Annotated in this window: 23 protein-coding genes; 16 read left to right on the top strand and 7 right to left on the bottom strand. The window is 72.2% G+C overall.

Annotated elements, in window-relative coordinates; genetic code table 11:
• Positions 1–36: 36 nt before the first annotated feature.
• On the bottom strand, positions 37–276 hold the full coding sequence (locus ABZ128_RS33810; RefSeq protein WP_356853517.1) for a hypothetical protein: 240 nt from the start codon (positions 274–276) through the stop codon (positions 37–39).
• A 24-nt stretch (positions 277–300) separates the two neighbouring features.
• Between ABZ128_RS33810 and ABZ128_RS33815 the strand changes: the two genes are divergently transcribed.
• The 8 genes from ABZ128_RS33815 (at position 301) to ABZ128_RS33850 (ending at position 7,078) form a co-directional block, all read left to right on the top strand.
• Positions 301–954, top strand: a complete 654-nt coding sequence (locus ABZ128_RS33815) for an HAD family hydrolase (RefSeq protein WP_356853519.1) — start codon at positions 301–303, stop codon at positions 952–954.
• 43 nt (positions 955–997) lie between these two features.
• The gene (locus ABZ128_RS33820; protein ID WP_356853521.1) at positions 998–2,242 is read left to right on the top strand and encodes an MFS transporter; all 1,245 of its coding nucleotides are present in this window, start codon (positions 998–1,000) and stop codon (positions 2,240–2,242) included.
• A complete protein-coding gene (locus ABZ128_RS33825) occupies positions 2,214–3,362 on the top strand; it encodes an acetoin utilization protein AcuC (RefSeq protein WP_356853545.1) in 1,149 nt (382 codons plus the stop codon). The genes ABZ128_RS33820 and ABZ128_RS33825 overlap by 29 nt, the downstream gene beginning before the upstream one ends.
• A gap of 107 nt (positions 3,363–3,469) precedes the next feature.
• Entirely contained in the window at positions 3,470–4,300 is an 831-nt protein-coding gene (locus ABZ128_RS33830) for a phosphatase (RefSeq protein WP_356853522.1), read from the top strand.
• 114 nt (positions 4,301–4,414) lie between these two features.
• Positions 4,415–4,624: a helix-turn-helix domain-containing protein gene (locus ABZ128_RS33835; protein ID WP_008738568.1), complete on the top strand. Its 210-nt coding sequence runs from the start codon at positions 4,415–4,417 to the stop codon at positions 4,622–4,624.
• Positions 4,625–4,776: 152 nt separating this feature from the next.
• Positions 4,777–4,875, top strand: coding sequence for an AURKAIP1/COX24 domain-containing protein (locus tag ABZ128_RS33840; RefSeq protein WP_003948845.1), 99 nt, complete (start codon positions 4,777–4,779; stop codon positions 4,873–4,875).
• Positions 4,876–4,976: 101 nt separating this feature from the next.
• Positions 4,977–6,071, top strand: a complete 1,095-nt coding sequence (locus ABZ128_RS33845) for an NAD-dependent epimerase/dehydratase family protein (RefSeq protein WP_356853524.1) — start codon at positions 4,977–4,979, stop codon at positions 6,069–6,071.
• The gene (locus tag ABZ128_RS33850) at positions 6,071–7,078 is read left to right on the top strand and encodes a lysophospholipid acyltransferase family protein (RefSeq protein WP_356853525.1); all 1,008 of its coding nucleotides are present in this window, start codon (positions 6,071–6,073) and stop codon (positions 7,076–7,078) included. Before ABZ128_RS33845 ends, ABZ128_RS33850 begins: the two co-directional genes overlap by 1 nt.
• Before the next feature lie 81 nt (positions 7,079–7,159).
• Here the strand turns inward: ABZ128_RS33850 and ABZ128_RS33855 are convergent, their stop codons facing one another.
• The 3 genes from ABZ128_RS33855 to ABZ128_RS33865 all read right to left on the bottom strand — a co-directional run bounded on the left by ABZ128_RS33855 (position 7,160) and on the right by ABZ128_RS33865 (position 10,780).
• On the bottom strand, positions 7,160–8,359 hold the full coding sequence (locus ABZ128_RS33855) for a DUF5667 domain-containing protein (RefSeq protein ID WP_356853526.1): 1,200 nt from the start codon (positions 8,357–8,359) through the stop codon (positions 7,160–7,162).
• A gap of 275 nt (positions 8,360–8,634) precedes the next feature.
• Positions 8,635–9,450, bottom strand: coding sequence for an ECF subfamily RNA polymerase sigma factor, BldN family (locus tag ABZ128_RS33860; protein ID WP_356853527.1), 816 nt, complete (start codon positions 9,448–9,450; stop codon positions 8,635–8,637).
• Between the two features lie 394 nt (positions 9,451–9,844).
• Entirely contained in the window at positions 9,845–10,780 is a 936-nt protein-coding gene (locus ABZ128_RS33865; RefSeq protein WP_356853528.1) for an HAD-IB family hydrolase, read from the bottom strand.
• A gap of 106 nt (positions 10,781–10,886) precedes the next feature.
• Between ABZ128_RS33865 and ABZ128_RS33870 the strand changes: the two genes are divergently transcribed.
• The 6 genes from ABZ128_RS33870 to ABZ128_RS33895 all read left to right on the top strand — a co-directional run bounded on the left by ABZ128_RS33870 (position 10,887) and on the right by ABZ128_RS33895 (position 18,125).
• A complete protein-coding gene (locus ABZ128_RS33870; protein WP_356853529.1) occupies positions 10,887–11,162 on the top strand; it encodes a glutaredoxin family protein in 276 nt (91 codons plus the stop codon).
• Between the two features lie 273 nt (positions 11,163–11,435).
• Positions 11,436–12,236 carry a redox-sensing transcriptional repressor Rex gene (locus ABZ128_RS33875; RefSeq protein WP_356853531.1) on the top strand — a complete coding sequence of 267 codons (801 nt, stop codon included), beginning with the start codon at positions 11,436–11,438 and terminating at the stop codon, positions 12,234–12,236.
• Positions 12,233–13,945 carry a glutamyl-tRNA reductase gene (locus tag ABZ128_RS33880; RefSeq protein ID WP_356853533.1) on the top strand — a complete coding sequence of 571 codons (1,713 nt, stop codon included), beginning with the start codon at positions 12,233–12,235 and terminating at the stop codon, positions 13,943–13,945. The genes ABZ128_RS33875 and ABZ128_RS33880 overlap by 4 nt, the downstream gene beginning before the upstream one ends.
• Positions 13,942–14,910, top strand: coding sequence for a hydroxymethylbilane synthase (gene hemC / locus ABZ128_RS33885; protein ID WP_356853534.1), 969 nt, complete (start codon positions 13,942–13,944; stop codon positions 14,908–14,910). The genes ABZ128_RS33880 and hemC overlap by 4 nt, the downstream gene beginning before the upstream one ends.
• Complete coding sequence (locus ABZ128_RS33890; protein ID WP_356853536.1) at positions 14,907–16,574, top strand: bifunctional uroporphyrinogen-III C-methyltransferase/uroporphyrinogen-III synthase; 1,668 nt, start codon at positions 14,907–14,909, stop codon at positions 16,572–16,574. The genes hemC and ABZ128_RS33890 overlap by 4 nt, the downstream gene beginning before the upstream one ends.
• A gap of 153 nt (positions 16,575–16,727) precedes the next feature.
• Positions 16,728–18,125 carry a HEAT repeat domain-containing protein gene (locus ABZ128_RS33895; protein WP_356853537.1) on the top strand — a complete coding sequence of 466 codons (1,398 nt, stop codon included), beginning with the start codon at positions 16,728–16,730 and terminating at the stop codon, positions 18,123–18,125.
• Here ABZ128_RS33895 and ABZ128_RS33900 read toward each other — a convergent pair.
• A complete protein-coding gene (locus tag ABZ128_RS33900; protein WP_356853539.1) occupies positions 18,122–18,364 on the bottom strand; it encodes a DUF397 domain-containing protein in 243 nt (80 codons plus the stop codon). The genes ABZ128_RS33895 and ABZ128_RS33900 overlap by 4 nt on opposite strands.
• Positions 18,361–19,185 (bottom strand): Scr1 family TA system antitoxin-like transcriptional regulator, encoded by an 825-nt coding sequence (locus tag ABZ128_RS33905; RefSeq protein ID WP_356853541.1) that lies wholly within the window; start codon positions 19,183–19,185, stop codon positions 18,361–18,363. The genes ABZ128_RS33900 and ABZ128_RS33905 overlap by 4 nt, the downstream gene beginning before the upstream one ends.
• Positions 19,186–19,321: 136 nt before the next feature.
• Here ABZ128_RS33905 and ABZ128_RS33910 point away from each other — a divergent pair, with 136 nt between their 5' ends.
• Both ABZ128_RS33910 and hemB read left to right on the top strand, forming a co-directional pair.
• Positions 19,322–19,726, top strand: a complete 405-nt coding sequence (locus ABZ128_RS33910) for an ATP-binding protein (RefSeq protein WP_356853547.1) — start codon at positions 19,322–19,324, stop codon at positions 19,724–19,726.
• A 42-nt stretch (positions 19,727–19,768) separates the two neighbouring features.
• Positions 19,769–20,770 carry a porphobilinogen synthase gene (hemB, locus tag ABZ128_RS33915; RefSeq protein ID WP_356853543.1) on the top strand — a complete coding sequence of 334 codons (1,002 nt, stop codon included), beginning with the start codon at positions 19,769–19,771 and terminating at the stop codon, positions 20,768–20,770.
• A 218-nt stretch (positions 20,771–20,988) separates the two neighbouring features.
• On the opposite strand, the gene ABZ128_RS33920 is transcribed toward hemB, so the two are convergent.
• Positions 20,989–21,384 (bottom strand): hypothetical protein, encoded by a 396-nt coding sequence (locus ABZ128_RS33920; protein WP_356853544.1) that lies wholly within the window; start codon positions 21,382–21,384, stop codon positions 20,989–20,991.
• Between the last annotated feature and the right edge of the window lie 291 nt (positions 21,385–21,675).

Here is a 21,675-nt window from a genome sequence, read left to right on the forward strand (position 1 = left end):
GGGGACCCTGTGGGAGAGTAGGACGCCGCCGAACAATCATTGCGGGAAGCCCCGCACCAGGTATCTGGTGCGGGGCTTTTCTGCGTTCACGGCCCACAGGCCGTGCAGCCGGACCAGGTTGAGCCCCCTGTGAGGCGTGGGGCTCGTCATCGTGAGGGAGATCCGACCGTCGGTGGTCTCCACCTTCCACCGGTCTTCCTGGTGCTCGGCCAACTCCGCGAGCGGCTCCGCGAAATGCTGTACGCGGCGCACCTGCTCGGGGCTGAGGTCGGCCATCCTGTCCTCCTTTAGGTTTCTCCCATGGGCTATGACCTCGTCATCTTCGACAACGACGGCGTGCTGGTGGACAGTGAGCCGCTGGCCAACACCATCCTTGCCGGGTACCTGACCGAGTTGGGGTTCCCGACGTCCTACGAGGACTCCCTGCGGGACTACATGGGGTCGTCCGTGCACCGGGTGCACGACCTCGTGCACGAGCGGACCGGGCGGAGGTTGCCCGCGGAGTTCAACCAGACGCTGCTGGACCGCACCCTCGCCGGGTTCGAGCGGGAGTTGCAGCCCGTCGCCGGCATCGCCGACGTACTACGGCTGTTGCAGGAGCGCGGGATGCCGTACTGCGTGGCGTCCTCCTCCAGCCACCGCCGGATACGGGCCGGGCACCGGGCCGCCGGGCTGGCGCAGTGGTTCGAGGAGGGGCGGCTCTTCAGCGCGGAGGACGTGGGCAAGGGGAAGCCGGCGCCCGATCTGTTCCTGCACGCCGCCCGCACCCTGGGGGTCGAGCCCGCGCGGTGCGTGGTGATCGAGGACAGCCCGCTCGGCGTGCAGGCCGCCGTCGCCGCCGGGATGGACGTGTACGGCTTCACGGCCATGACGCCGGCCGCCCGGCTGGGCGCTGCCGACCGGCTGTTCGGCGAGATGAAGGAGCTGCCGGGCCTGCTGGAACTCGGTGTGTGAGATCTCTACCCACCGGTAAGGAGCGGGCCTACGCTGTGCCGCCATGACAGACGACGTGCGGTTGCGCCGCGGGCGCGGCTCCCTGGGGTTCAGTTTCTTCGTGCAGGGCGTGACCTTCGCCCTCCTCGTCACCCGGATCCCCGCCATCCAGGACCGGTACGGCATATCCGACGGGCTGCTGCCCGCCTTCCTCGCCGCCGTGCCGGTCCTCGCCGGAGCCGCCAGCGTCGCCACCGAGCACCTCGTCCAACGCATCGCCCCGAGCACCGTCCTGCGCTGGGCGCAGCCGCTCGTCCTGCTGTCCCTGCTGGGCGTCGGAGCCGGGCAGCAGATGTGGCACGCGGCCTTGGCGCTGGGGGTGTTCGGGTTGTCCGTCGGGGCGCTCGACGCCTCCATGAACATGCTCGGGGTCAGCCTCCAGCGGGCGTACGGGCGCAGCATCATGCTCGGCTTCCACGCCGCGTACAGCCTCGGCGGGATCCTCGGGGCTTCGGCCGCCTGGGCCGGGGCGCACTGGCACCTCGACCTCTTCACCTCGTACCTGCCGGCGGTGGTCGTCCTGCTGCCGCTCGCCCTGTACGGGAGCCGGTCGTACGTCGACCAGCAGGCCGGTGCCGGTGCCGGCACCGGGCAGGAGGAGGCGCAGGAGAAGGGGCTCGGGGCCGGCGGGTTCCGGTTGCTGCTGCCGCTGTGCCTGGTGATGGCGGCGGCGTACATCGGGGACTCGACGGTCTCCAACTGGAGCGCCAAGTACCTCCAGGACGTGCTGGGCAGTTCGGAGCAGCTGTCGACCGTCCCCTACAACGTCTACATGGTGACCACGCTGCTGGGCCGGGCCGTCGGGGACTTCGGGGTGCGGCGGTTCGGGGCGGTGGCCGTCGTGCGGATCGGGACGCTGGTGGCCGCCGGAGGGTTCGCGGTCGTCGCGGCGGCGCCCGGGGCCTGGTGGGGGATGGCGGGGTTCACGCTGTTGGGGTTCGGGCTGTGCGTGATCGTGCCGCAGACCTTCGCGGCAGCCGGGCGGCTGTTCCCGGCGGCGTCGGACACGGCCGTCGCCCGGCTGAACATCTTCAACTACGTCGGCTTCCTGATCGGGTCGCCGCTCGTGGGCGGGATCGGGGACGCCTGGAGCTACCGGGGAGCGATGCTGGTGCCGATGGCCCTGGTGCTGGTGACACTGATCCACGCCCGCTCGTTCGGCGCGGACCACGCCCGATACGGTGTCGGGCATGAGCGGCGAGCCGGTGACCGGGCTGTTGATGTGGGACGAGGCGGTAACGAGGTATGACTTCGGACCGAGCCATCCGATGGATCCGGTGCGCCTGGCACTGACCATGGGCCTGGTACGCGCCTTCGGGCTGGACCGGGAGATGGAGGTACGGGCGGCCCGTCCGGCGGGGGATTCCACGCTGCGGCTCGTCCACCGGGAGGACTACGTCGCCGCGGTGCGGGAGGTGTCCGCCGACCCCGGTGCGGCCGACGGTTCGTACGGGCTCGGCACCATGGACGATCCGGCCTTCCCCGGGATGCACGAGGCCTCCGCGCTGATCGCGGGCCAGTCGGTGGCGGGCGCCGAGGCGGTCTGGGCCGGGGAGGCCGGGCACGCCGTGAACTTCGCGGGCGGCCTGCACCACGCGATGCCGGGCGGTGCCTCCGGGTTCTGCGTGTACAACGACGCGGCGCTGGCGATCGCGCGGCTGCTGGAGCTGGGGGCCGAGCGGGTCGCGTACGTGGATGTGGACGTGCACCACGGGGACGGGGTCCAGGCGGCGTTCTGGGACGACCCTCGGGTGCTCACCGTCTCCCTGCACGAGCATCCGAGGACGCTGTTCCCGCAGACCGGCTGGCCGCAGGAGACGGGCGGCCCGGCCGCCGAGGGCTCGGCGGTGAACGTGGCGCTGCCGGCCGGCACGGGGGACGCGGGCTGGCTCCGGGCCTTCCACGCCACGGTGCCGGAGCTGTTGGCCGACTTCCGGCCCCAGGTGCTGGTGACGCAGCACGGGGCCGACACGCACGTCGAGGATCCGCTGGCGCACCTGGCGGTGTCGCTGGACGCGCAGCGGGCGGTGCAGGAGGCCTGTCACCGGCTCGCGCACGAGTACGCGGACGGCAGGTGGCTGGCGCTGGGCGGCGGCGGGTACGCGGTGGTGGACGTCGTGCCGCGGTCCTGGACGCATCTGGTGGGGATCGCGGCGCACCGGCCCGTCGACCCGGCGTCGCCGGTGCCGGAGGCGTGGCGGGACCAGGTGTACGCGCGGACCCGGCAGCCGGCGCCGGCCAGGATGACGGACGGGCGGAGCGCCGACTGGCGGGACTGGGAGGCGGGCTACGATCCGGCCGATCCGGTCGATCAGGCCGTACTGGCGACCCGCCGGGCCGTGTTCCCGCTGCGGGGCCTGCTCACCTGATCCGCTGCCGGGCGGCCGCGCCCGGCCGTGCAGCATCGTTACGCCAAGTGTGGGGCGGTTCGGCGTAATTGATGAGCCGACAGGTCCGGTTTGGCAGCATCGGAAGGGTGTTGAGCACCGGCGCGTTACGTGCGCATCTGCTGGCCGCCCGGTTGGCCGGGCCCGTCGCGACCTCCCGCGAGGAGAGCCTGCGCAGCTACCGGCTGTTCGCGGCGCGGGATCCACGGGTGCTGCTGGGGCTGGAGCCGGAGTGGGGGTGGGGCGAGGGTGAGCTGCTGGGGCTGATGGCGCAGAAGTGCGGGGTCTCGGCCGATCCGGCGCACGTCAGCGGCCCGGACGTGATCGACCCGGAGCGGACGCTGGAGGCGTTGGAGGCGTTCGCGGCGCGCCTGGGGGAGGCGGCCCGGGCGAGGGCGCCCGTACTGTTCGGGACGGGTCACCCGCACCGTCTCCTGGAGTTCTACGCCAGTTTGGCCGGGGCCCTGTCGGCGGCGGGATGTGATGTCCTCACCCCGGCGCAGGGGGCCGGTGTCGACATGGCGACCCGGTTCGGCGTACGCAGGCACAGCCTCGATTACGTACGGGGGGTCGCGCTGGTGCGGGAAGGCGGCGCGCGCCCGCCGGGGAGTGCCACCGGCGCGCACACCCACTCGCCGCTGCCGGTTCGGATCGCCCTGGGGGCCCTCGCAGAGGCCGGCGGGCCGCTGCCGGAACTGGTGGTGGGGGATCACGGTTGGGTCTGCGGTGCAGGTCAGCTCGGTGTGGAGGCGATCGGGCTGGCGGATACGGACGACCCTGCGCTGTTCGTCGGGGAGGCGGAGGGGCGGGTGTCGGTGGCCGTTCCGGTTGATGACGCGGTGCGCGCGGACTACTACCTTCCGCTCACGCGCTATGTACTGGACCGGGCGCGTCTGACCGGCGCGCAGGAGTGGCCGTAGCTCCTCTTCCCCACTCGTATCACACGCCCCTACTCTGGGGAGTGAGCGTGCGACGACGAGGAGTAACCGGAGGGGAAGCCGGTGCCCGTCATGCGCGGAAGGTCAAGGTGTGTCATGGCTGCTGGCGAGAGGCCTCTTTCCGAGGTTCAGTTCCTGACCGTGGCGGAGGTCGCCTCGGTGATGCGAGTGTCGAAGATGACCGTGTACCGCCTGGTGCACAACGGCCATCTGCCCGCGATCCGGGTGGGCCGGTCCTTCCGGGTCCCCGAGAACGCGGTTCACGAGTACCTCCGAGAGTCCTATGTGGGGGTGGAATCGGCCTGAGACTGACGCTCCGGCAAACTCTCCGATCCCCTCGGATTACAGGCTGAGAGCTCGGGCGGGTAGGCTAGGCCGACGTAGGTCGTGTGGGCCCAGACGCCCCGCACCGATCCCCGCTGGCGCGGGGATGTTCCGAGAAGTGAGCGAGGGTAGTCGTGGGCTCTGTTATCAAGAAGCGGCGTAAGCGGATGGCCAAGAAGAAGCACCGCAAGCTGCTCAAGCGCACCCGCGTCCAGCGCCGTAACAAGAAGTAAACGGCAGCTGTACGTGTTCTCCGCAGCCCCTCCACCATCCTGGTGGAGGGGCTGCGGTGTAGGCGGGGTTGGCGGAGGGCGACGAGGAAGGCACTGAGCTCGTGGGGAAGGTCGTGCTCGTGACCGGGGCAGCCCGGCAGCTTGGAGGCCGCTTCGTGCGGCGTGTCCAGCGTGATCCGGAGGTCGAACGGGTCATCGCGGTCGATGCGGCCCCGCCGCCGCACCGGCTCGGATCGGCCGAGTTCGTCCGTATGGACATCAGGCAGTCGTCCATCGCCCGGGTGCTGGCCGAGCACGCGGTCGACACGGTGGTCCATCTGGCGGTCACCGGCAGTGGTGCGGGGCCGGGCGGCAGCGGGAGCGCCGTCAAGGAGACCAACGTCATCGGGACGATGCAGCTGCTGGGGGCGTGCCAGAAGTCGCCGACGGTACGGCGGCTGGTGGTGAAGTCCAGTACGAGTGTGTACGGGGGCGCCTCGCGGGACCCGGCCGTGTTCACGGAGACCACGCAGCCCAAGTCGCTGCCGTCGGGCGGCTTCGCGAAGGACGCCGTCGAGGTCGAGGCGTACGTGCGGGGCTTCGCGCGAAGACGGCCGGACGTGGCGGTGTGCGTACTGCGGTTCGCGAACATCCTGGGGCCGTACGCGGACTCCGCGCTCGCCGAGTACTTCTCGATGCGGGTCATGCCGACGGTGCTGGGTTATGACCCGCGCCTGCAGTTCGTGCACGAGGACGATGTGATGGACGTGCTGCGGCTGGCGGCGCAGGAGCCCCGGCGGGGAACGCTGAACAGCGGGACGTTCAACATCGCGGGTGACGGCGTGCTGCTGCTGTCCCAGTGCGCGCGACGGCTGGGGCGGCCGACGGTGCCGCTGGTGTTGCCCGCGGTGACGTGGGTGGGTTCGGCGCTGCGGGCGGTGGGGGTCACCGATTTCTCCCCGGAACAGATCAGACTCCTCACGCACGGGCGGGTCGTGGAGACCGCGCAGATGCGGGACGTGCTGGGATTCAAGCCCATGTACACGACGGCCGAGACCTTCGCCGACTTCGCGCGCAGCCGGGGCGGTGGGCTGCTGCCGCCGGAGCGGATGGGCCGGGCCGTGGACCGGGTGGCGGCCGTGCTGAATGTGGACGGCCTGGACGTCGAGGGTGCCGGAGCCGGAGCCGTAGAGGCCGGAGAGGGAGCGCAGCGATAGTGGCGGACGCCAAGGTCATTCCGTTCGACGAGGACCGGCCGCGCAGGCGGGGCCCCGGGTCCCGGAAGGTACGGGCGGTGCCGGCCCAGGGGTCGGCGGTGCAGGCCGCCGAGCCGGCGGCGGCAGCCGCGGAGCCCGCGGTGGAGCCTTCGGGCGGGGAGCCCGGGCCGGGTTGGGAGCGGCGGCTGGCCGGCGGGCTGGCCTTCCTGCGGCGGCGGATCACCGGGGACTACGAGGTCGACGACTTCGGCTACGACAAGGAGCTGACGGACCAGGTCCTGATGTCCTTGATGCGGCCTTTGTTCGACAAGTACTTCCGGGTCGAGGTCAGGGGCATCGAGAACGTCCCGGCCGAGGGTGGGGCGCTGATCGTGGCGAACCACTCGGGGACGCTGCCGCTGGACGGGCTGATGATGCAGGTGGCGGTGCACGACCGGCATCCGGCGGAGCGTCACCTGCGGCTGCTGGCGGCCGATCTGGTGTTCATGCTGCCGGTGGTGAACGAGCTGGCGCGCAAGGCGGGGCACACGCTGGCGTGTGCGGAGGACGCCCAGCGGCTGCTGGAGGCCGGGGAACTGGTCGGGGTGATGCCGGAGGGCTTCAAGGGGATAGGGAAGCCGTTCGGAGACCGGTACAAGCTCCAGCGGTTCGGCCGCGGCGGGTTCGTGTCCACGGCGCTGCGGGCGGGCACGCCGATCGTGCCGTGCTCGATCGTGGGGGCGGAGGAGATCTACCCGATGGTCGGCAACGCGAAGACGCTGGCGCGGCTGCTGGGGGTTCCGTACTTCCCGATCACGCCGACGTTCCCGTGGCTGGGGCCGCTCGGGGCGGTGCCGCTGCCGACGAAGTGGACGATCCAGTTCGGCAAGCCGATCCCTACGGACGGGTATCCGCCGGAGGCGGCGGAGGACCCGATGCTGATGTTCAACCTGACCGACGAGGTGCGGGAGCAGATCCAGCACACCCTGTACAAGCTGCTGGTGCAGCGCCGGTCGGTGTTTTTCTGAGCCGCAGCCCGTCGGCGCCACAGCCCGTCGGCCCTTCGGTCCCCGTGCGGGGGGCCGAAGGGCCGACGGCCGTCCGCGTGCCTACTCGGCGTCCTCCGCCTTGATGCCCAGGCCCGGGAGGAGTCCCGGGAGGAGCGGCGGCAGGGTGATGTCCGGCTGCGGTGCGGCCGGGGAGGCCGAGGGCGCCGGGGTGCCCTGGCTGCCTGGCGGGTGCAGCAGGTCTCCCGCGCCGCCCAGCAGGCCGCCGGGCGCCGTGGACGGCTTGGCTCCGGTCGCCGGGGGCGGGGTGGCGCTGGACGACGGCGCGCCCGCCGCTGGGGCGGACTGCTGAGGGGCGGCGGGAGCACTCGGCGTGGCCGGGGTACCCCCCGTACTGCGCGCCTGTTCCGGCGCCTTGGGCAGCAGGCCCTGCAGCGGCGCCACGTCTTCGTCTATGGCCTGGAAGACCGACTCGACCTCTCCGCCCACGTCGGTGAGCTGCGCCGGGAGCTTCTGGCGGAGCCGGCCCCAGGCGTCGCGGTGCGAGCGGGAGAACGTGGACAGCGTCTGGATCGGGCCGAGCGAGCCGTCCCGTTCGTACGCGGCCTGGAGCAGGCGGTGCCCCTCGGCCGCGTCGTGGCTCATGCCCGCGAGGGCCCGGCGGATCGCGCCGAGCGACTCGTGGTCCAGTACGCCGGTCCGGCCGCGCTCCATCAGCCGACGGGCCTCCGACAGCCGGTTCGAGGCCTGGTCGAGATAGAGCTCGCCCCGGTCCGCGTCCTCGTCGGCCATCCCGAGCTTGAGGTCCTCCATGCCCCGCTTGATGGGGTACAGGGAGTCACCCGGCAGGGCGTCCGTGCTGGCAGCGGCCACGCCGCTGAAGGCCCCCGCGGCCACACCTACGGTGAGGCCGCCCGCTGCGATGCCCTTGGACCAGCGGGAGCGGGGCCGCAATTTCCGGAGCGAGGTCGCCCGGTGGGCGCCGCGGCCGGTCCGCTGCTCGGGCACCTGAGGGTCCGCAGCGGCACCGCCCCCGGCCCTCTCTTCCCTCACCATGGCCTCCATGGCGGCCACGAGCTGCGCTCGCTGCACCACTTTGACCTCGGGGTCCAGCACCGGGCGCGGCATTCTTTCGCCGAGCACGCTCGCCAGGGCCAACAGCCGCTCGTGGTCGGCAGATTCGGCAGGTGCCTCGGACTGCTCGGCCGCCGAGTCCGGTTCCGAAGGGTCGGACGGGGTCCGATCCTCCAGGGCCTGGGCGAAGGCGTTCGCCCGCCGGTGCGGAGTCACGTTCGCGATCACTGGCGGCACCTCCTCTCGTCATGACGATCGACTCCCCAAGGTGTCCGGAAGGTTGCCTTCCTTGAGCACATCCACCCTTTCGAGTGAGCGGCTTCGGGCAGGGCGTGTCCACAGGGAGCCTGCATTCCGCACAACGAGCGGCGCGGCACTTGGGTTACGGACGAAGGATGATCGGACCACAGCGTCATCGAGGGGTCACCGGTTGTGGATGAGGGGAAGAGACGGGAGGTGTGGGGGAGGGGTGTCGGGGCCGGCGGTGGGCCAGGGGGGCGGGGTCAGCGGGCGTCGTCCGGGAGCAGGCGGGCCAGGGTGCGCACCGCCCGGTACTGGAGCGTCTTGATGGCGCCCTCGTTCTTCCCCATCACCCGTGCGGTCTCGGCGACCGACAGGCCCTGGAGGAAGCGCAGGGTCACGCACTCCTGCTGCTGGGGATTGAGCTTGCGTACGGCTTCCAGCAGGGCGGCGTTGGAGAGGGACTCCAGGACCGAGTCCTCGGGGGACCGTTCCACCTCGTTGGCGTCCAGCATTTCGCCCGTGGTCACTTCGAGGCGGAACCGGCTCGACTTGAAGTGGTCGGCCACCAGGTTGCGGGCGATCGTCACGAGCCAGGCCCCGAAGTCGCGGCCCTGCCAGGTGAAGGTGGAGATGCGGCGCAGGGCGCGCAGGAACGTCTCGCTGGTGAGGTCCTCCGCGGTCGCCTTGCCGCCGACGCGGTAGTAGATGTAGCGGTAGACCGTGTCGCTGTACTGGTCGTAGAGCCGGCCGAAGGCGTCGGCCTCGCCGGCCTGTGCGCGCTCGACCAGGTCCATCATGCGGGCCTGGTCGCTGTCCGCGGTGGGGCGGCGGGCGGCGGGCGCGCTCGTGCCGGTGGCCGTGGCGCCGGCGCCTCCTCCCGTACGACCGCGTCTGCCCACCGTCGCTCCGCCATCGGTCAGGGCATAGCAAGGACCGGCCGGGCCGAGGCCGGCAGGGACCGCGGCGGCGAAGGCGGGGACGGCGTACGCGGTGGGGACGAAGCCGCGCAGGTGGTCGAGGACCGTTGCGCGCAGCGTAGCCAGGCCCGAGGCGTCAACCCCGACAGGTGGGTACACGGGACTCCCAGAGGCAGAGCTTCCATCACGTGCAGTGCGGGACCGTTCACCCGTCGTGGCGACAGATGGCCGGTGGCATGCGTTTGAGGAGAATAACGCTTCGTACAGGCAGCACTACACCCAGTTGCTCAAATCACCGGTTCCGACACTTCTGTTGCGTGTCGAAGGCATATTCGGTCGCAGTTGGTGATCGATTCCTGATCGGTTGGGTACGCGGAATGGACGCTTCCACGTTGGCTCGCGACCGAGTGGAGCAGGCGTACGGGTCCGTCCGGCGGTCCGGGGGCGGGGCGCGGCGGAGTCCGCCGCGGCGGGGGCCCCGGGGGCGGGGCGGCGCAGGTCGGCGCAGGGGGCCGCTGCGGCGCAGGCGGCGGCCGGAAGAGGGGTGGTGGGGTTACTTGCGGCGGCGGTGCAGCGCGATGGCGGCGGCCGCACCGCCGGCGATCGCGCCGACCCCGGCGGCGGCCGGGACGCCGACCTTCACGGCCTTGCGGCCGGTGCGATAGTCGCGCAGCCGCCAGTCGTGGGCGCGGGCATGCTTGCGCAGTTTTGTGTCGGGATTGATCGCGTACGGATGCCCGACCAGCGACAGCATCGGAATGTCGTTGTGCGAATCGGAGTACGCCGCGCAGCGTTCGAGGTCCAGGCCCTCGGCGGCGGCCAGGGCGCGGACCGCCTCGGCCTTCGCGGGGCCGTGCAGCGGCTCGCCGACGAGGCGGCCGGTGTAGATGCCGTCAACGGACTCGGCGACGGTGCCGAGCGCGCCGGTCAGGCCGAGGCGGCGGGCGATGATCGTGGCCGTCTCGACGGGGGCGGCGGTGACGAGCCATACCTTCTGGCCGGCGTCGAGGTGGGCCTGGGCGAGGGCGCGGGTGCCGGGCCAGATCCGCTCGGCCATGTACTCGTCGTAGATCTCCTCGCCGATGGCCATGAGTTCGGAGACCTTGTGGCCCTTGACGATGGACAGGGCGCTGTCGCGGGCGTCCTGCATGTGCTCGGGGTCCTCGACGCCGGCGAGCCGGAACCAGGCCTGCTGCCAGGCGAAGCGGGCGAGTTCGCGGCGGTCGAAGAATTCGCGCTTGTACAGGCCGCGGCCGAAGTGGAAGATCGCGGCGCCCTGCATGACGGTGTTGTCGAGGTCGAAGAAGGCGGCGGCGAGGTCGTCGCCGGCGACCGGGAACTCGGGTTCGGCGGGCGGCTGCGGCGCGGGTGCCTCCGCCTCCAGGAGCTGCGCGGTCTTGCGGGCGGCCTCGGCAGAGGCCTCGCCTGCAAGCACGCTCCGCGCGGTCGCGGAGCGCCTACGGGGGGTGAGCCATCCCAGAGCGGCCATGACGCGAGCATAGCCACTGTGTTCGGGAGTTCCCGCACCGATGGGGTGCGGCCGCGTGAACTCTTCGGGGCGCTGGTGTGACGGGGCGGCGCGGGAGAATGGGGGCATGAGTCTGCTGCGGCGTAAGGAAAAGAAGCGTCCCGGCGAGCGCATGGTCACGCTCGTGGGGAAGCCGGGGTGCCACCTGTGCGATGACGCGGAGGCGGTGATCGAGGAGGTCTGTGCCGAGGTCGGCGCGCCGTGGGAGAAGAAGGACATCACGCAGGACGCGGAGCTGTACCGCCTGTACTGGGAGCAGATCCCGGTGGTCCTGGTGGACGGCGAGCAGCACACCTTCTGGAGGGTGAACCCGGACCGGCTCCGGCGGGCGTTGGAGGGCTGACCCGGCGGGCGGTTACCATCGTGGGCGATTTGTGGGGTCTCGGGGGCGTATCGATGAGGAGTGTGTACCGTTTTGCCCCCCTCGGGATTTGAACGGGTTCGGCGTGTTGTGCGTTCCCGTCCTGTGCACCCGGACCGCGTGACCCCGGTCACTTTGCGCGGACAAAGCGGACACAATCTTTGTGCACGCGTTCACAAAGACATAGCCTGCTGTCGACGGGGCGGTCTTGGGACAAGTGACCGCCTGCAGCCCCGCTCATCCCGCAGGAGCATCGTGGCAACTGGCCGAACTCACCGACCGGCGACCCGCAGCCGAGGTATTCCCGAGGCCACTGTCGCCCGGCTTCCGCTGTACTTGCGCGCACTCACCGCGCTCTCCGAGCGATCGGTGCCCACGGTGTCCTCGGAGGAGCTCGCGGCGGCCGCCGGAGTGAACTCCGCCAAGCTGCGCAAGGACTTCTCCTACCTCGGTTCGTACGGTACGCGCGGCGTCGGCTACGACGTCGAGTACCTCGTCTACCAGATCTCCCGCGAACTCGGCCTGACCCAGGACTGGCCGGTCGTCATCGTCGGCATCGGAAACCTCGGCGCGGCCCTCGCCAACTACGGCGGCTTCGCCTCCCGCGGCTTCCGCGTCGCGGCCCTGATCGACGCCGACCCGGCGATGGCCGGCAAGCCGGTCGCGGGCATGCCCGTCCAGCACACCGACGACCTTGAGAAGATCATCGAGGAGAACGGTGTCTCGATCGGCGTCATCGCGACGCCCGCCGGGGCGGCCCAGCAGGTCAGCGAGCGGCTGATCGCCGCCGGTGTCACCTCCATCCTGAACTTCGCGCCGACCGTGCTGTCGGTGCCGGACGGCGTCGACGTGCGCAAGGTCGACCTGTCGATCGAGCTGCAGATCCTGGCCTTCCACGAGCAGCGCAAGGCCGGCGAGGAAGCCGCGACCGCCGACGAGGCCGTCGCCCCCGCCGCGACCACCGTCCCGCCCGCCGCCGCCACCGCGGCCGCGCAGGCCGCCGCCGTGCGCAAGGGCGGCCCCGAGGGCGACGTCCCGGCGGTGATGCCGGCATGAGCCTGCTGGTCGTAGGGCTGAGCCACCGCAGCGCCCCCGTGAGCGTGCTGGAGCGCGCCTCCCTGTCCGCCGACGCCAAGGTCAAGCTGCTGCACGACACCCTCGCCGCCGAGCCGGCGACGGAGGCGGCGGTGCTCGCCACGTGCAACCGCATCGAGCTGTACGCGGACGTGGACAAGTTCCACGCCGGTGTGGCCGAGCTGTCGACGCTGCTCGCCCAGCACAGCGGGGTGGCCCTGGAAGAGCTCACCCCCTACCTGTACGTGCACTACGAGGACCGGGCCGTCCACCACCTCTTCTCGGTGGCGTGCGGGCTGGACTCCATGGTGATCGGCGAGGGCCAGATCCTCGGCCAGATCAAGGACGCGCTGGCGCTGGGGCAGGAGCTCCACACGGCCGGCCGGCTGATCAACGACCTCTTCCAGCAGGCGCTGCGGGTCGGCAAGCGGGCGCACTCCGAGACCGGCATCGACCGGGCCGGACAGTCCCTGGTGACCTTCGGGCTGGAGCAGCTCACCGCCGGGCGGGAACCGGTGGACGCGTGGGCCGCCGGCAAGCGGGCGCTGGTGATCGGAGCCGGGTCGATGTCCTCGCTGGCCGCCGCCACGCTCGCCCGCGTCGGCGTCGCCGAGATCGCGGTCGCCAACCGGACCGCGGAGCGGGCGGAGCGTTTGGCTGAGATTCTGGTTGCCTCAGGCACTGGGGTGACGGCCCGCGCCGTTGCGATGGCCTCGGTCGCGGACGAACTGACACGTGCCGACGTGGTGGTGTCCTGCACGGGCGCCACCGGACTGGTGCTGACGGCGGAGGACGTGGCCCAGGCCGTGTCCGCCGCGCCCGCCCAGCTCGCCCCCGCCGCGGACCCCGCGCCGCAGCCCGGGCCGTCGGCCGGAACCGGCACGCCGCAGGCCCTCGGACTCGACCCGGAGGTCGTCGCCCGGCTCGTCGCCGCCGCCCGGGCGGGCGGACGGCTCGTGGACGCCGGAGCCACGCGGGTCATCACCGCCGGAGCCGACCGCGACGGGTGCCCCGTCGAGGTGCCGGCCGGTGACGGGCGCTCCGCGCTGACCGGCGTCGACGCCAACTCCCTCGAACTGCACGGCACCTGGGCCGACCAGGGCGAAGCAGCCGCACAGCGCCAGCCCCGCAGGAGTGCGCGCAGCCAGGTCGACGCGGCCCCCGTACGCCTCGCGCTGCTGGACCTCGCCATGCCGCGCGACATCGACGCCGCCGTGCACCGCATCCCCGGCGTACGGCTCGTCGACATCGAATCCCTCGCCGAGGCCTCCGCCGACGCGCCGATGGCGGCCGACGTGGACGCCGTACGCGCCATCGTCGCCGAAGAGGTCGCGGCCTTCGGGGCGGCCCAGCGGGCCGCCCACATCACGCCGACCGTCGTCGCCCTGCGCGCGATGGCCGCCGAGGTCGTCGCCATGGAAGTGGCCCGGCTCGACGGACGGCTGCCGGACCTGGACGACCGACAGCGCGCCGAGGTCACCCAGACCGTACGCCGCGTCGTCGACAAGCTCCTCCACGCGCCGACCGTGCGCGTCAAGCAGCTCGCGAGCGAACCCGGCGGCGCCGGCTACGCCGAGGCGCTGCGCGAACTCTTCGACCTCGACCCGCAGACGGTGGCCTCCGTCAGCAGGGCCGATGCGGACACGGCCGGCCAGGCCGAACAGAACCACGACTCAGGACGGGCATCATGAATCCACGTCTCGACCAGCCTCTCCGGCTCGGCACGCGACGCAGCAAGCTGGCCATGTCCCAGTCCGGCCACGTCGCCGACGCGGTACGGGCGATCACCGGCCGGCCCGTCGAGCTCGTGGAGATCACGACCTACGGCGACGTCTCCCGGGAGAACCTCGCGCAGATCGGCGGCACCGGCGTCTTCGTCACCGCCCTGCGCGACGCGCTCCTGCGCGGAGAGGTCGACTTCGCCGTCCACTCGCTGAAGGACCTGCCGACCGCACAGCCCGGGGAACTCGTGATCGCGGCCATGCCGCGGCGCGAGGACCCCCGCGACGCCCTCGTCGCCCGGGACGGCCTGACCTTCGAGCAGCTGCCCGACGGAGCGCGGATCGGCACCGGCTCGCCGCGCCGGACGGCACAGCTCAACCACTACGCGCAGGCCCTCGGCAAGCGCATCGAGACCGTCGCCATTCGGGGGAATGTCGACACCCGCATCGGATTCGTCCACGACGGAGAGCTGGACGCCGTCGTGCTCGCCGCCGCGGGACTGAACCGGATCGGCCGCAGCGCGGAGGTGACCGACTACCTGTCGGTCGACAACGTGCTGCCGGCCCCCGGCCAGGGGGCCCTGGCGGTCGAGTGCCTCGCGTCCGACGCGGAGCTCGTGGCCGCGCTCGGCGAGCTCGACGACCCGTTCACCCGGGCCGCCGTGACCGCGGAGCGTTCCCTGCTCGCCGCCCTGGAGGCCGGCTGCAGTGCACCCGTGGGCGCGCTCGCCGACCTTCTGGCCGACGGGCAGATTGTCAATGAAATGCGCCTGCGCGGCGTCGTCGGAACCCTCGACGGCTCGACGCTCGTGCAGCTGTCCACCACCGGTCCCGTGCCCCAGTCGTACGACGAGGCCATGGCGCTCGGCCGCGAACTCGCGGACGAGATGCTGGCCAAGGGCGCGGCCGGTCTGATGGGGGAGCGATCGCTTTGAACCCCTCACGTCCGACCACCTCCGCCTGTCCGGCCGTCGCCGCCCACGGACACGTCACCTTCCTCGGTGCCGGCCCCGGCGACCCGGGTCTGCTGACGCTGCGCGCCGTCGAGGCGCTCGGCGCCGCCGACGTGCTCATCGCGGAGCCCGACGTGCTCGACGTCGTGCGTACCCATGCGCGCACGGGCGTCGACACGCCACAGCTGACGATCGCTGACGAAGCGTCAGCGGCCGCCGGACTGCCGGTGATCCGGGATGCGGCCAATCTTGTCATGGAGGCCGCGCGCTCCGGCAGGCGGGTCGTCCGAGCCGTCACCGGAGACCCCGGACTCGACGGCAACGCGGCCGCCGAGATGCTCGCCTGCGCCACCGAAGGCATCCCCTTCGAGGTGGTGCCCGGCGTCGCGACCGCCGTCGGCGTGCCCGCGTACGCCGGTGTGCCCCTGCGCGGCGAGGAGGGCGCGGACGTACGGTTCGTGGACGCCCGCAACGCCTCGCAGCGCTGCTGGAGCGAGGTCGGCGCCAGCGACGGCACCGTCGTCGTCTCCGCGACCCTGGAGACGGTGCCCGGCGCCGCCGCCGAGCTGGTCGCCGCCGGGCGCAAGCCCGAGACCCCACTCACGGTGACGGTGGCCGGCACCACGACCCGCCAGCGCACCTGGAACGCCACCCTCGGCACCATCGCCCAGGTCTTCAAGCAGGGCAAGGTGCTCCCCTCCCCCGAGGGCGCCCGCCCGGTGATAGCCGTGGTCGGTGAGCAGGGCGCCGCCGCGCGCCGCGAGGAGCTGGCCTGGTTCGAGTCGAAGCCGCTGTTCGGCTGGCGGGTCCTCGTACCGCGCACCAAGGAGCAGGCCGCTTCGCTCTCCGACCAGCTGCGTTCGTACGGTGCGGTGCCCCACGAGGTGCCGACCATCGCCGTGGAGCCGCCGCGTACCCCGCAGCAGATGGAGCGGGCCGTCAAGGGCCTCGTCACCGGACGCTACGAGTGGATCGCCTTCACCTCGGTGAACGCCGTCAAGGCCGTGCGCGAGAAGTTCGAGGAGTACGGGCTCGACGCCCGCGCCTTCGCCGGGATCAAGGTCGCGGCCGTGGGCGAGCAGACCGCGGCCGCTCTGGTCGAGTTCGGCGTGAAGCCCGACCTGGTCCCCAGCGGGGAACAGTCGGCCGCCGGACTGCTGGAGGACTGGCCACCCTACGACCCGGTCTTCGACCCGATCGACCGCGTCTTCCTGCCGCGCGCCGACATCGCTACCGAGACGCTGGTCGCGGGCCTGATAGAGCTCGGGTGGGAGGTCGACGACGTCACCGCCTACCGCACCGTGCGCGCGTCGCCGCCGCCCGCGGACACCCGCGAGGCGATCAAGGGCGGCGGCTTCGACGCCGTTCTCTTCACGTCGTCGAGCACGGTGCGCAACCTGGTGGGCATCGCCGGGAAGCCCCACAACGTCACCGTCATCGCGTGCATCGGCCCGGCCACGGCGAAGACGGCGGAGGAGCACGGCCTGCGGGTCGACGTCCTGTCGCCGGAGCCCTCGGTGTCGAAGCTGGCGGAGGCGCTGGCCGAGTACGGCGCGGCCCGCCGCGAGGCGGCCAAGGAGGCCGGCGACCCGGTGTCCCGTCCGAGCGAGCGCCGCCCGGGCGCACGCAGGCGGCGCACCACCTGAGCGGCTTAGGCGGCCGCACGCGGTCCGGAGCAACGGTCGAGGGGCCCGGGTGCACACGCACCCGGGCCCCTCGCGTCTTCGTCATCCCGTTGTGCGGCGGGTCGGAGTCCCGAAAGGATCACCCCCCTACGAGGTGTGCCGACGGGGGAGCGGATGACGGACGGGGACGCGCGGCTGGTGGCGGCGGTACGGGCGGGGAACCTCCGGGAGGTACACGCCCTGCTGGGGCCGGGTGGGAACCCCGACGCGGCCGACGAGTACGGGCTGCCGGTGCTGTACGCGGCGGTGGCCTCACGCAAGGACGGAATCGCCGAGGCCCTGCTGGGGGCCGGAGCCGATCCCGACGCGATGGACGCGGACGGCGTACCCGTCCTGTGCACGGCGGTGGCCGCGTTCGCGCACGAGACCGTCGCGGCCCTCGTGAAGGCAGGCGCCGATCCGGACCGGTTGCTGCCGGACGGCACGACCCCGCTGCTGCGCGCCGTCGAGGGCGGCTCCCCTGCGACGGTCCGGGCGGTCCGCGGAGAGGTGCTGCGCCTGTCGGTGGCGCAGCGCGAGCGGCTGCTCGTGGCGGCCCGCCACTGGTACGAGACGGGGGCGGAGGAGGAACTGCGCAGCCGTACGGGGGCCACGGGGCCGGCGGAGTGGTCGTCCGTCGAGGAGGAGTGGTGTGATGTCGAGCAGGTGGCGCTCGGCGGAGTGACGGTCCGGGCGGGTCACGGGGCCGTCCTGACCGAGCTGGAGCTGGCCTTCGGGATCCTGACGCCGGTGGAGGAGCTGGTGGCCCGGGCCGTCCGGCACCCCGATGTCTGCCATGTGGACTGGTCCGCTTCCTGCTGGTGGCTCGTGGAGCGCGGCGACAGGGAGACCTGGTCGGCGGTGGTGGCCTTCCGGCACCATCCGTCGCCCGGCCACCGCCGGTTCGTGGTCGAGTACCTGCAGACCAGGGACAGGGCCGTGTCGGTGAGCCACGGAGTGAACCCGTACCAAGACGAGGAGGCCCGCCTCCTCAAGGCCTGGGCGGTGGAGGAGACGGACGGCGGGGTGCTCGCCGTGGTCCTCGACACCGTCTCGGGCGAGGGGTACGACGAACCCCTCGCTCTGCGGTACGCGGGGCACCCGAACCCCCGGGTGCGGCGGGAGGTGCCGTACCTCTTCGACGCCCCGCTGACACCGGAGGCCACCGCCGCGCTGTTCGCCCTGGCCGGTGATCCGGACCCGGAGGTGCGTGGGCACGCGGGGGGCAGGCTCGGCCGCGAGCGGGGCGCCACGCCGGAGATCCGGGCGGTGGTCCTCGGTCTGCTCCGCGACCCGGACCCCGCCGTACGGGCCACGGCCGGGGCCGTCCTGGCCGCGGGCGACGACCGCACGCCGGAGGCTGCGGAGGCGCTGGTGGCGCTGCTCGCGGAGGAGGACCAGGAGCTACGCCTGGAGGGCGCGTACGGCCTCGCCCGGCGCGGCGACCCGCGCACGCGGGAAGCGTACGAGCGGGTGGGCCCCCTGGGCCCCCAGCACGAGCACGACCACCGCCGCAGCGGCCGGTGGCTCTAGCGGCCGACCCAGCGCGTCAGGCCCGCCCAGGCGGCGGGGGCGAGGGTGAGGGTCGGCCCGTCGGCGACCTTGGAGTCGCGGACGTGGACCCCGTCGGCGGGGCAGGTGGCGACCTCGACGCAGGCGCCGCCTTCGCTGCCGCTGTAGGAGGACTTCCGCCAGGCGTAGGCCACTTCCAGGCACTGGCCGCCCTCGTCGCCGCTGTAGCTGGACTTGAACCACTTCAGTGGGGTGCTCATGACTCTCCTAGCAACCGGTCCAACAGGTCCTTCGTCTCCGCGAAGTTGAGGGCCTGTGACCGCAGCATCGCATATTTCTGAGTCAGGATGCTGACCTCGTTCGGGTCGCGTACGAGGAAGCTGCCGCGCTGGGTTTCGGAGTAGGCGAGGTGCTGGAACTCGGGGGTTTCCAACAGGATGAAGGGGCCGTCGAGGCCCGCGTGGGCGGTGACGCCCAGGGGGAGCACCTGGAGGGAGACGGTCGGCCGGTCCGCGCAGGCGCGCAGGTGACGCAATTGCTCGCGGTAGACCTCGGTGCCGCCGATGCGGTCCCGCAGGGCCGCCTCCCAGACGATGAAGCTGAGGGTCGGCGGGACCGGGCGGGTGAGGATCTTCTGGCGCTGGATGCGGTGGGCGGTCTGCCGCTCTATCTTCTCCTCGCCGACGAAGGGGACGCGGCAGCCGAGCACGGCCCGGGCGTAGCTCTCGGTCTGGAGCAGGCCCGGCACGGTGAGGGTGTCGTACCAGGACAGGGCGAGGGCCTCCGCCTCGCGCTCCATGTACTCCTCCGCCCAGGCCGGAACCATGTCGACCTCCGGGAGGCGGTTCGCCGCGACCGCCAGCAGGTCGGGCAGCCCGAGGATGCGATCCATCTTCTCGGCGACGTTGGGCATCAGGACGCGCCTGCCCTGCTCGATCGAGGCGACGGTCTCGACGTCGACGTGCAGCGCCTCGGCGAGGACGCGCTGCGTCATTCCCTTGGCGGTTCGGGCCGCGGCGACCAGCGCGCCGACCATCTTCATCGCCGTCTCGTTGGGCCGGGGCCTCTTGCGTGGTGGCATACCTGTGAACTCCCCGCGTGCGCATGCGAGATACCCGTACCAACCCGTACTCGTGAAGGAGTACGGGTTGCTCGTCTCGCCCACGCTAGTCACGCACCGCGACCATCGTCCCGTGAACGTGGAAATCCATCCGGCCATGCTGCGCGAGCGGTACTTCCCCCGCAGCCGCCAATCGGTCCGCTCCACCAGGGAGTTCGCAGCGGAGACACTTCACGCATGGGGTGTCACATACCGCCGGGACGACCTGTTGCTCTGCGTGAGCGAGCTCGCGACCAACGCCCTGCTGCACGGCGTGCCGCCCGGCCGGTCCTACCGGCTTGGGCTGCTGCTCTTCGAAGGCCTGGTCCGGGTGGAGGTGGCCGACAGCGGGGGCGGCCGGCCGCGGATCGCGGACCGGGACCCGAGGGCGGAGGGCGGGCGGGGGCTGCTCCTGGTGGCCGCGCTCGCCGAGCGGTGGGGGGTCGCCCCGCGCAGGCCCGGCAAGGTGGTCTGGTGCGAGCTCGCCGTGGGGGCTGCGGGCCCTGCACCCCCCGGGCTCTAGGCTGGAGGCGACTGCTGTCCAGGCTCGAAGAGGCGACTGAGTATGAGCGCGTACGGATCCTTCCCCGGCTCGCGGCCCCGCCGGCTGCGCACCACACCGGCGATGCGGCGGATGGTCGCGGAGACCCGGCTGCACCCCTCGGACCTGATCCTCCCGGCCTTCGTACGGGAGGGCATCAGCGAACCCCTGGCCATCTCGGCCATGCCGGGCGTGGTCCAGCACACCCGGGACACGCTGCGCAAGGCCGCCGTCGAGGCCGTCGAGGCGGGCGTCGCGGGGATCATGCTGTTCGGTGTCCCGGCGGACGAGAACAAGGACGCCCTGGGCACCGCGGGCACCGAGCCGGACGGGATCCTGCAGGTCGCCATCCGCGACGTGAAGGCGGAGGTGGGCGACGAGCTGGTGATCATGTCCGACCTGTGCCTGGACGAGTACACCGACCACGGCCACTGCGGCGTCCTGGACGAGCACGGCCGTGTCGACAACGACGCGACCCTGGAACGGTACGCGGAGATGGCCCAGGTCCAGGCGGACGCGGGCGTCCACGTGGTCGGCCCGAGCGGGATGATGGACGGCCAGGTCGGCGTCATCCGCGACGCGCTCGACGAGACGGGCCACGAGGACGTGTCGATCCTCGCCTACACCGCGAAGTACTCGTCCGCGTTCTACGGTCCGTTCCGGGAGGCCGTCGCCTCCTCGCTGCAGGGCGACCGCAAGACGTACCAGCAGGACCCGGCGAACGCGCGCGAGTCGCTGAAGGAGCTCGCCCTCGACCTTGAGGAGGGCGCGGACATGGTGATGGTCAAGCCGGCCGGCCCCTACCTCGACATCCTGTACCGCGTCGCGCAGGCGGTGGACGTGCCCGTGGCGGCGTACCAGATCAGCGGCGAGTTCGCGATGATCGAGGCGGCCGCGGAGAAGGGCTGGATCGAACGCGACCGCGCCATCCTGGAGACCCTGCTGGGCATCAAGCGGGCCGGCGCGGACACGATCCTGACGTACTGGGCGACGGAGGTCGCGGGCTGGCTGCGCGAGACGCGCTGACGGAGCCCGTCAGCGCAACGGCCACACGCGGGCGGCACCGGGCGGGGGCCCGGTGCGCCAGCACCGCCAACAGACGAGGGCCCAGGCAAGGGCCCTGGCACGCACCCCGGCCCTAGGCCACCGTCTCACTCGCTGCGCTCTGCCCATGGGGGGAGCGTAGGGAGCGTGAGGGCGGGGGCGGAGGGGGCGAGGAGGAGTCCGTCAGCTCGGCGCGGGCGTCAGGACGGCCAGTCGACGAGGGCGGCGAACACGAGGTAGTCCAGGACCACGGCGGCGGGCGCGCACAGCGCGAGCACGACGCGCCGGGCGGCGTTCCGCCGCTGCCAGGGGAGCGCCCAGCAGGCCACCAGCAGGACCAGGACGACCAGCAGGCCGGCGGTGAAGACCGAGAAGGCGACCTCGTAGGAGGCGTCGAACCGGTCGGCGACGGCGCCGTTGCAGGAGTCGCAGGCCATGGGCGAAAGCCCGACGATGAAGAACGATACGAGGGCCGCCGGCAACGTCACGAGCGTGGACACGAGTGGCGCGACGAAGGCGCGGCGGTGGGGGGCCTGGGGGGAGTCGGGCGGGGGCGTAGAGGCGGGCGAGGCGTCCGGGGCGGGGTGCTCGTTCATGGACCGTAGTCAACTGCGGCGGTGGGCCCGGCACATGAGCGCAGATACTCACGTCGGGGGTGGCTTCGGGGGGTGGGGGGTGAGTAGGGGGGGATGGCGGGCGGGGGCTCCGGGGGGCGGGACCCGCGCCGGGCATCGGAAGGTGGAGCGGGGGCTTCGGGGGTCGGGATGCCCGGGGGCGGGGTCGGAGGGGGTTCGGGGGCGTCCCGTCAGTCCACTGTCCTTCCGTGTCGGTCCGGGCCGTCAAGGGCGCTCTCTTCGTTCGCGTCGCTTCGCGATGGCCTTCGGCCA

It is taken from the genome of Streptomyces sp. NPDC006326, assembly GCF_040612915.1.
Lineage (GTDB): Bacteria > Actinomycetota > Actinomycetes > Streptomycetales > Streptomycetaceae > Streptomyces.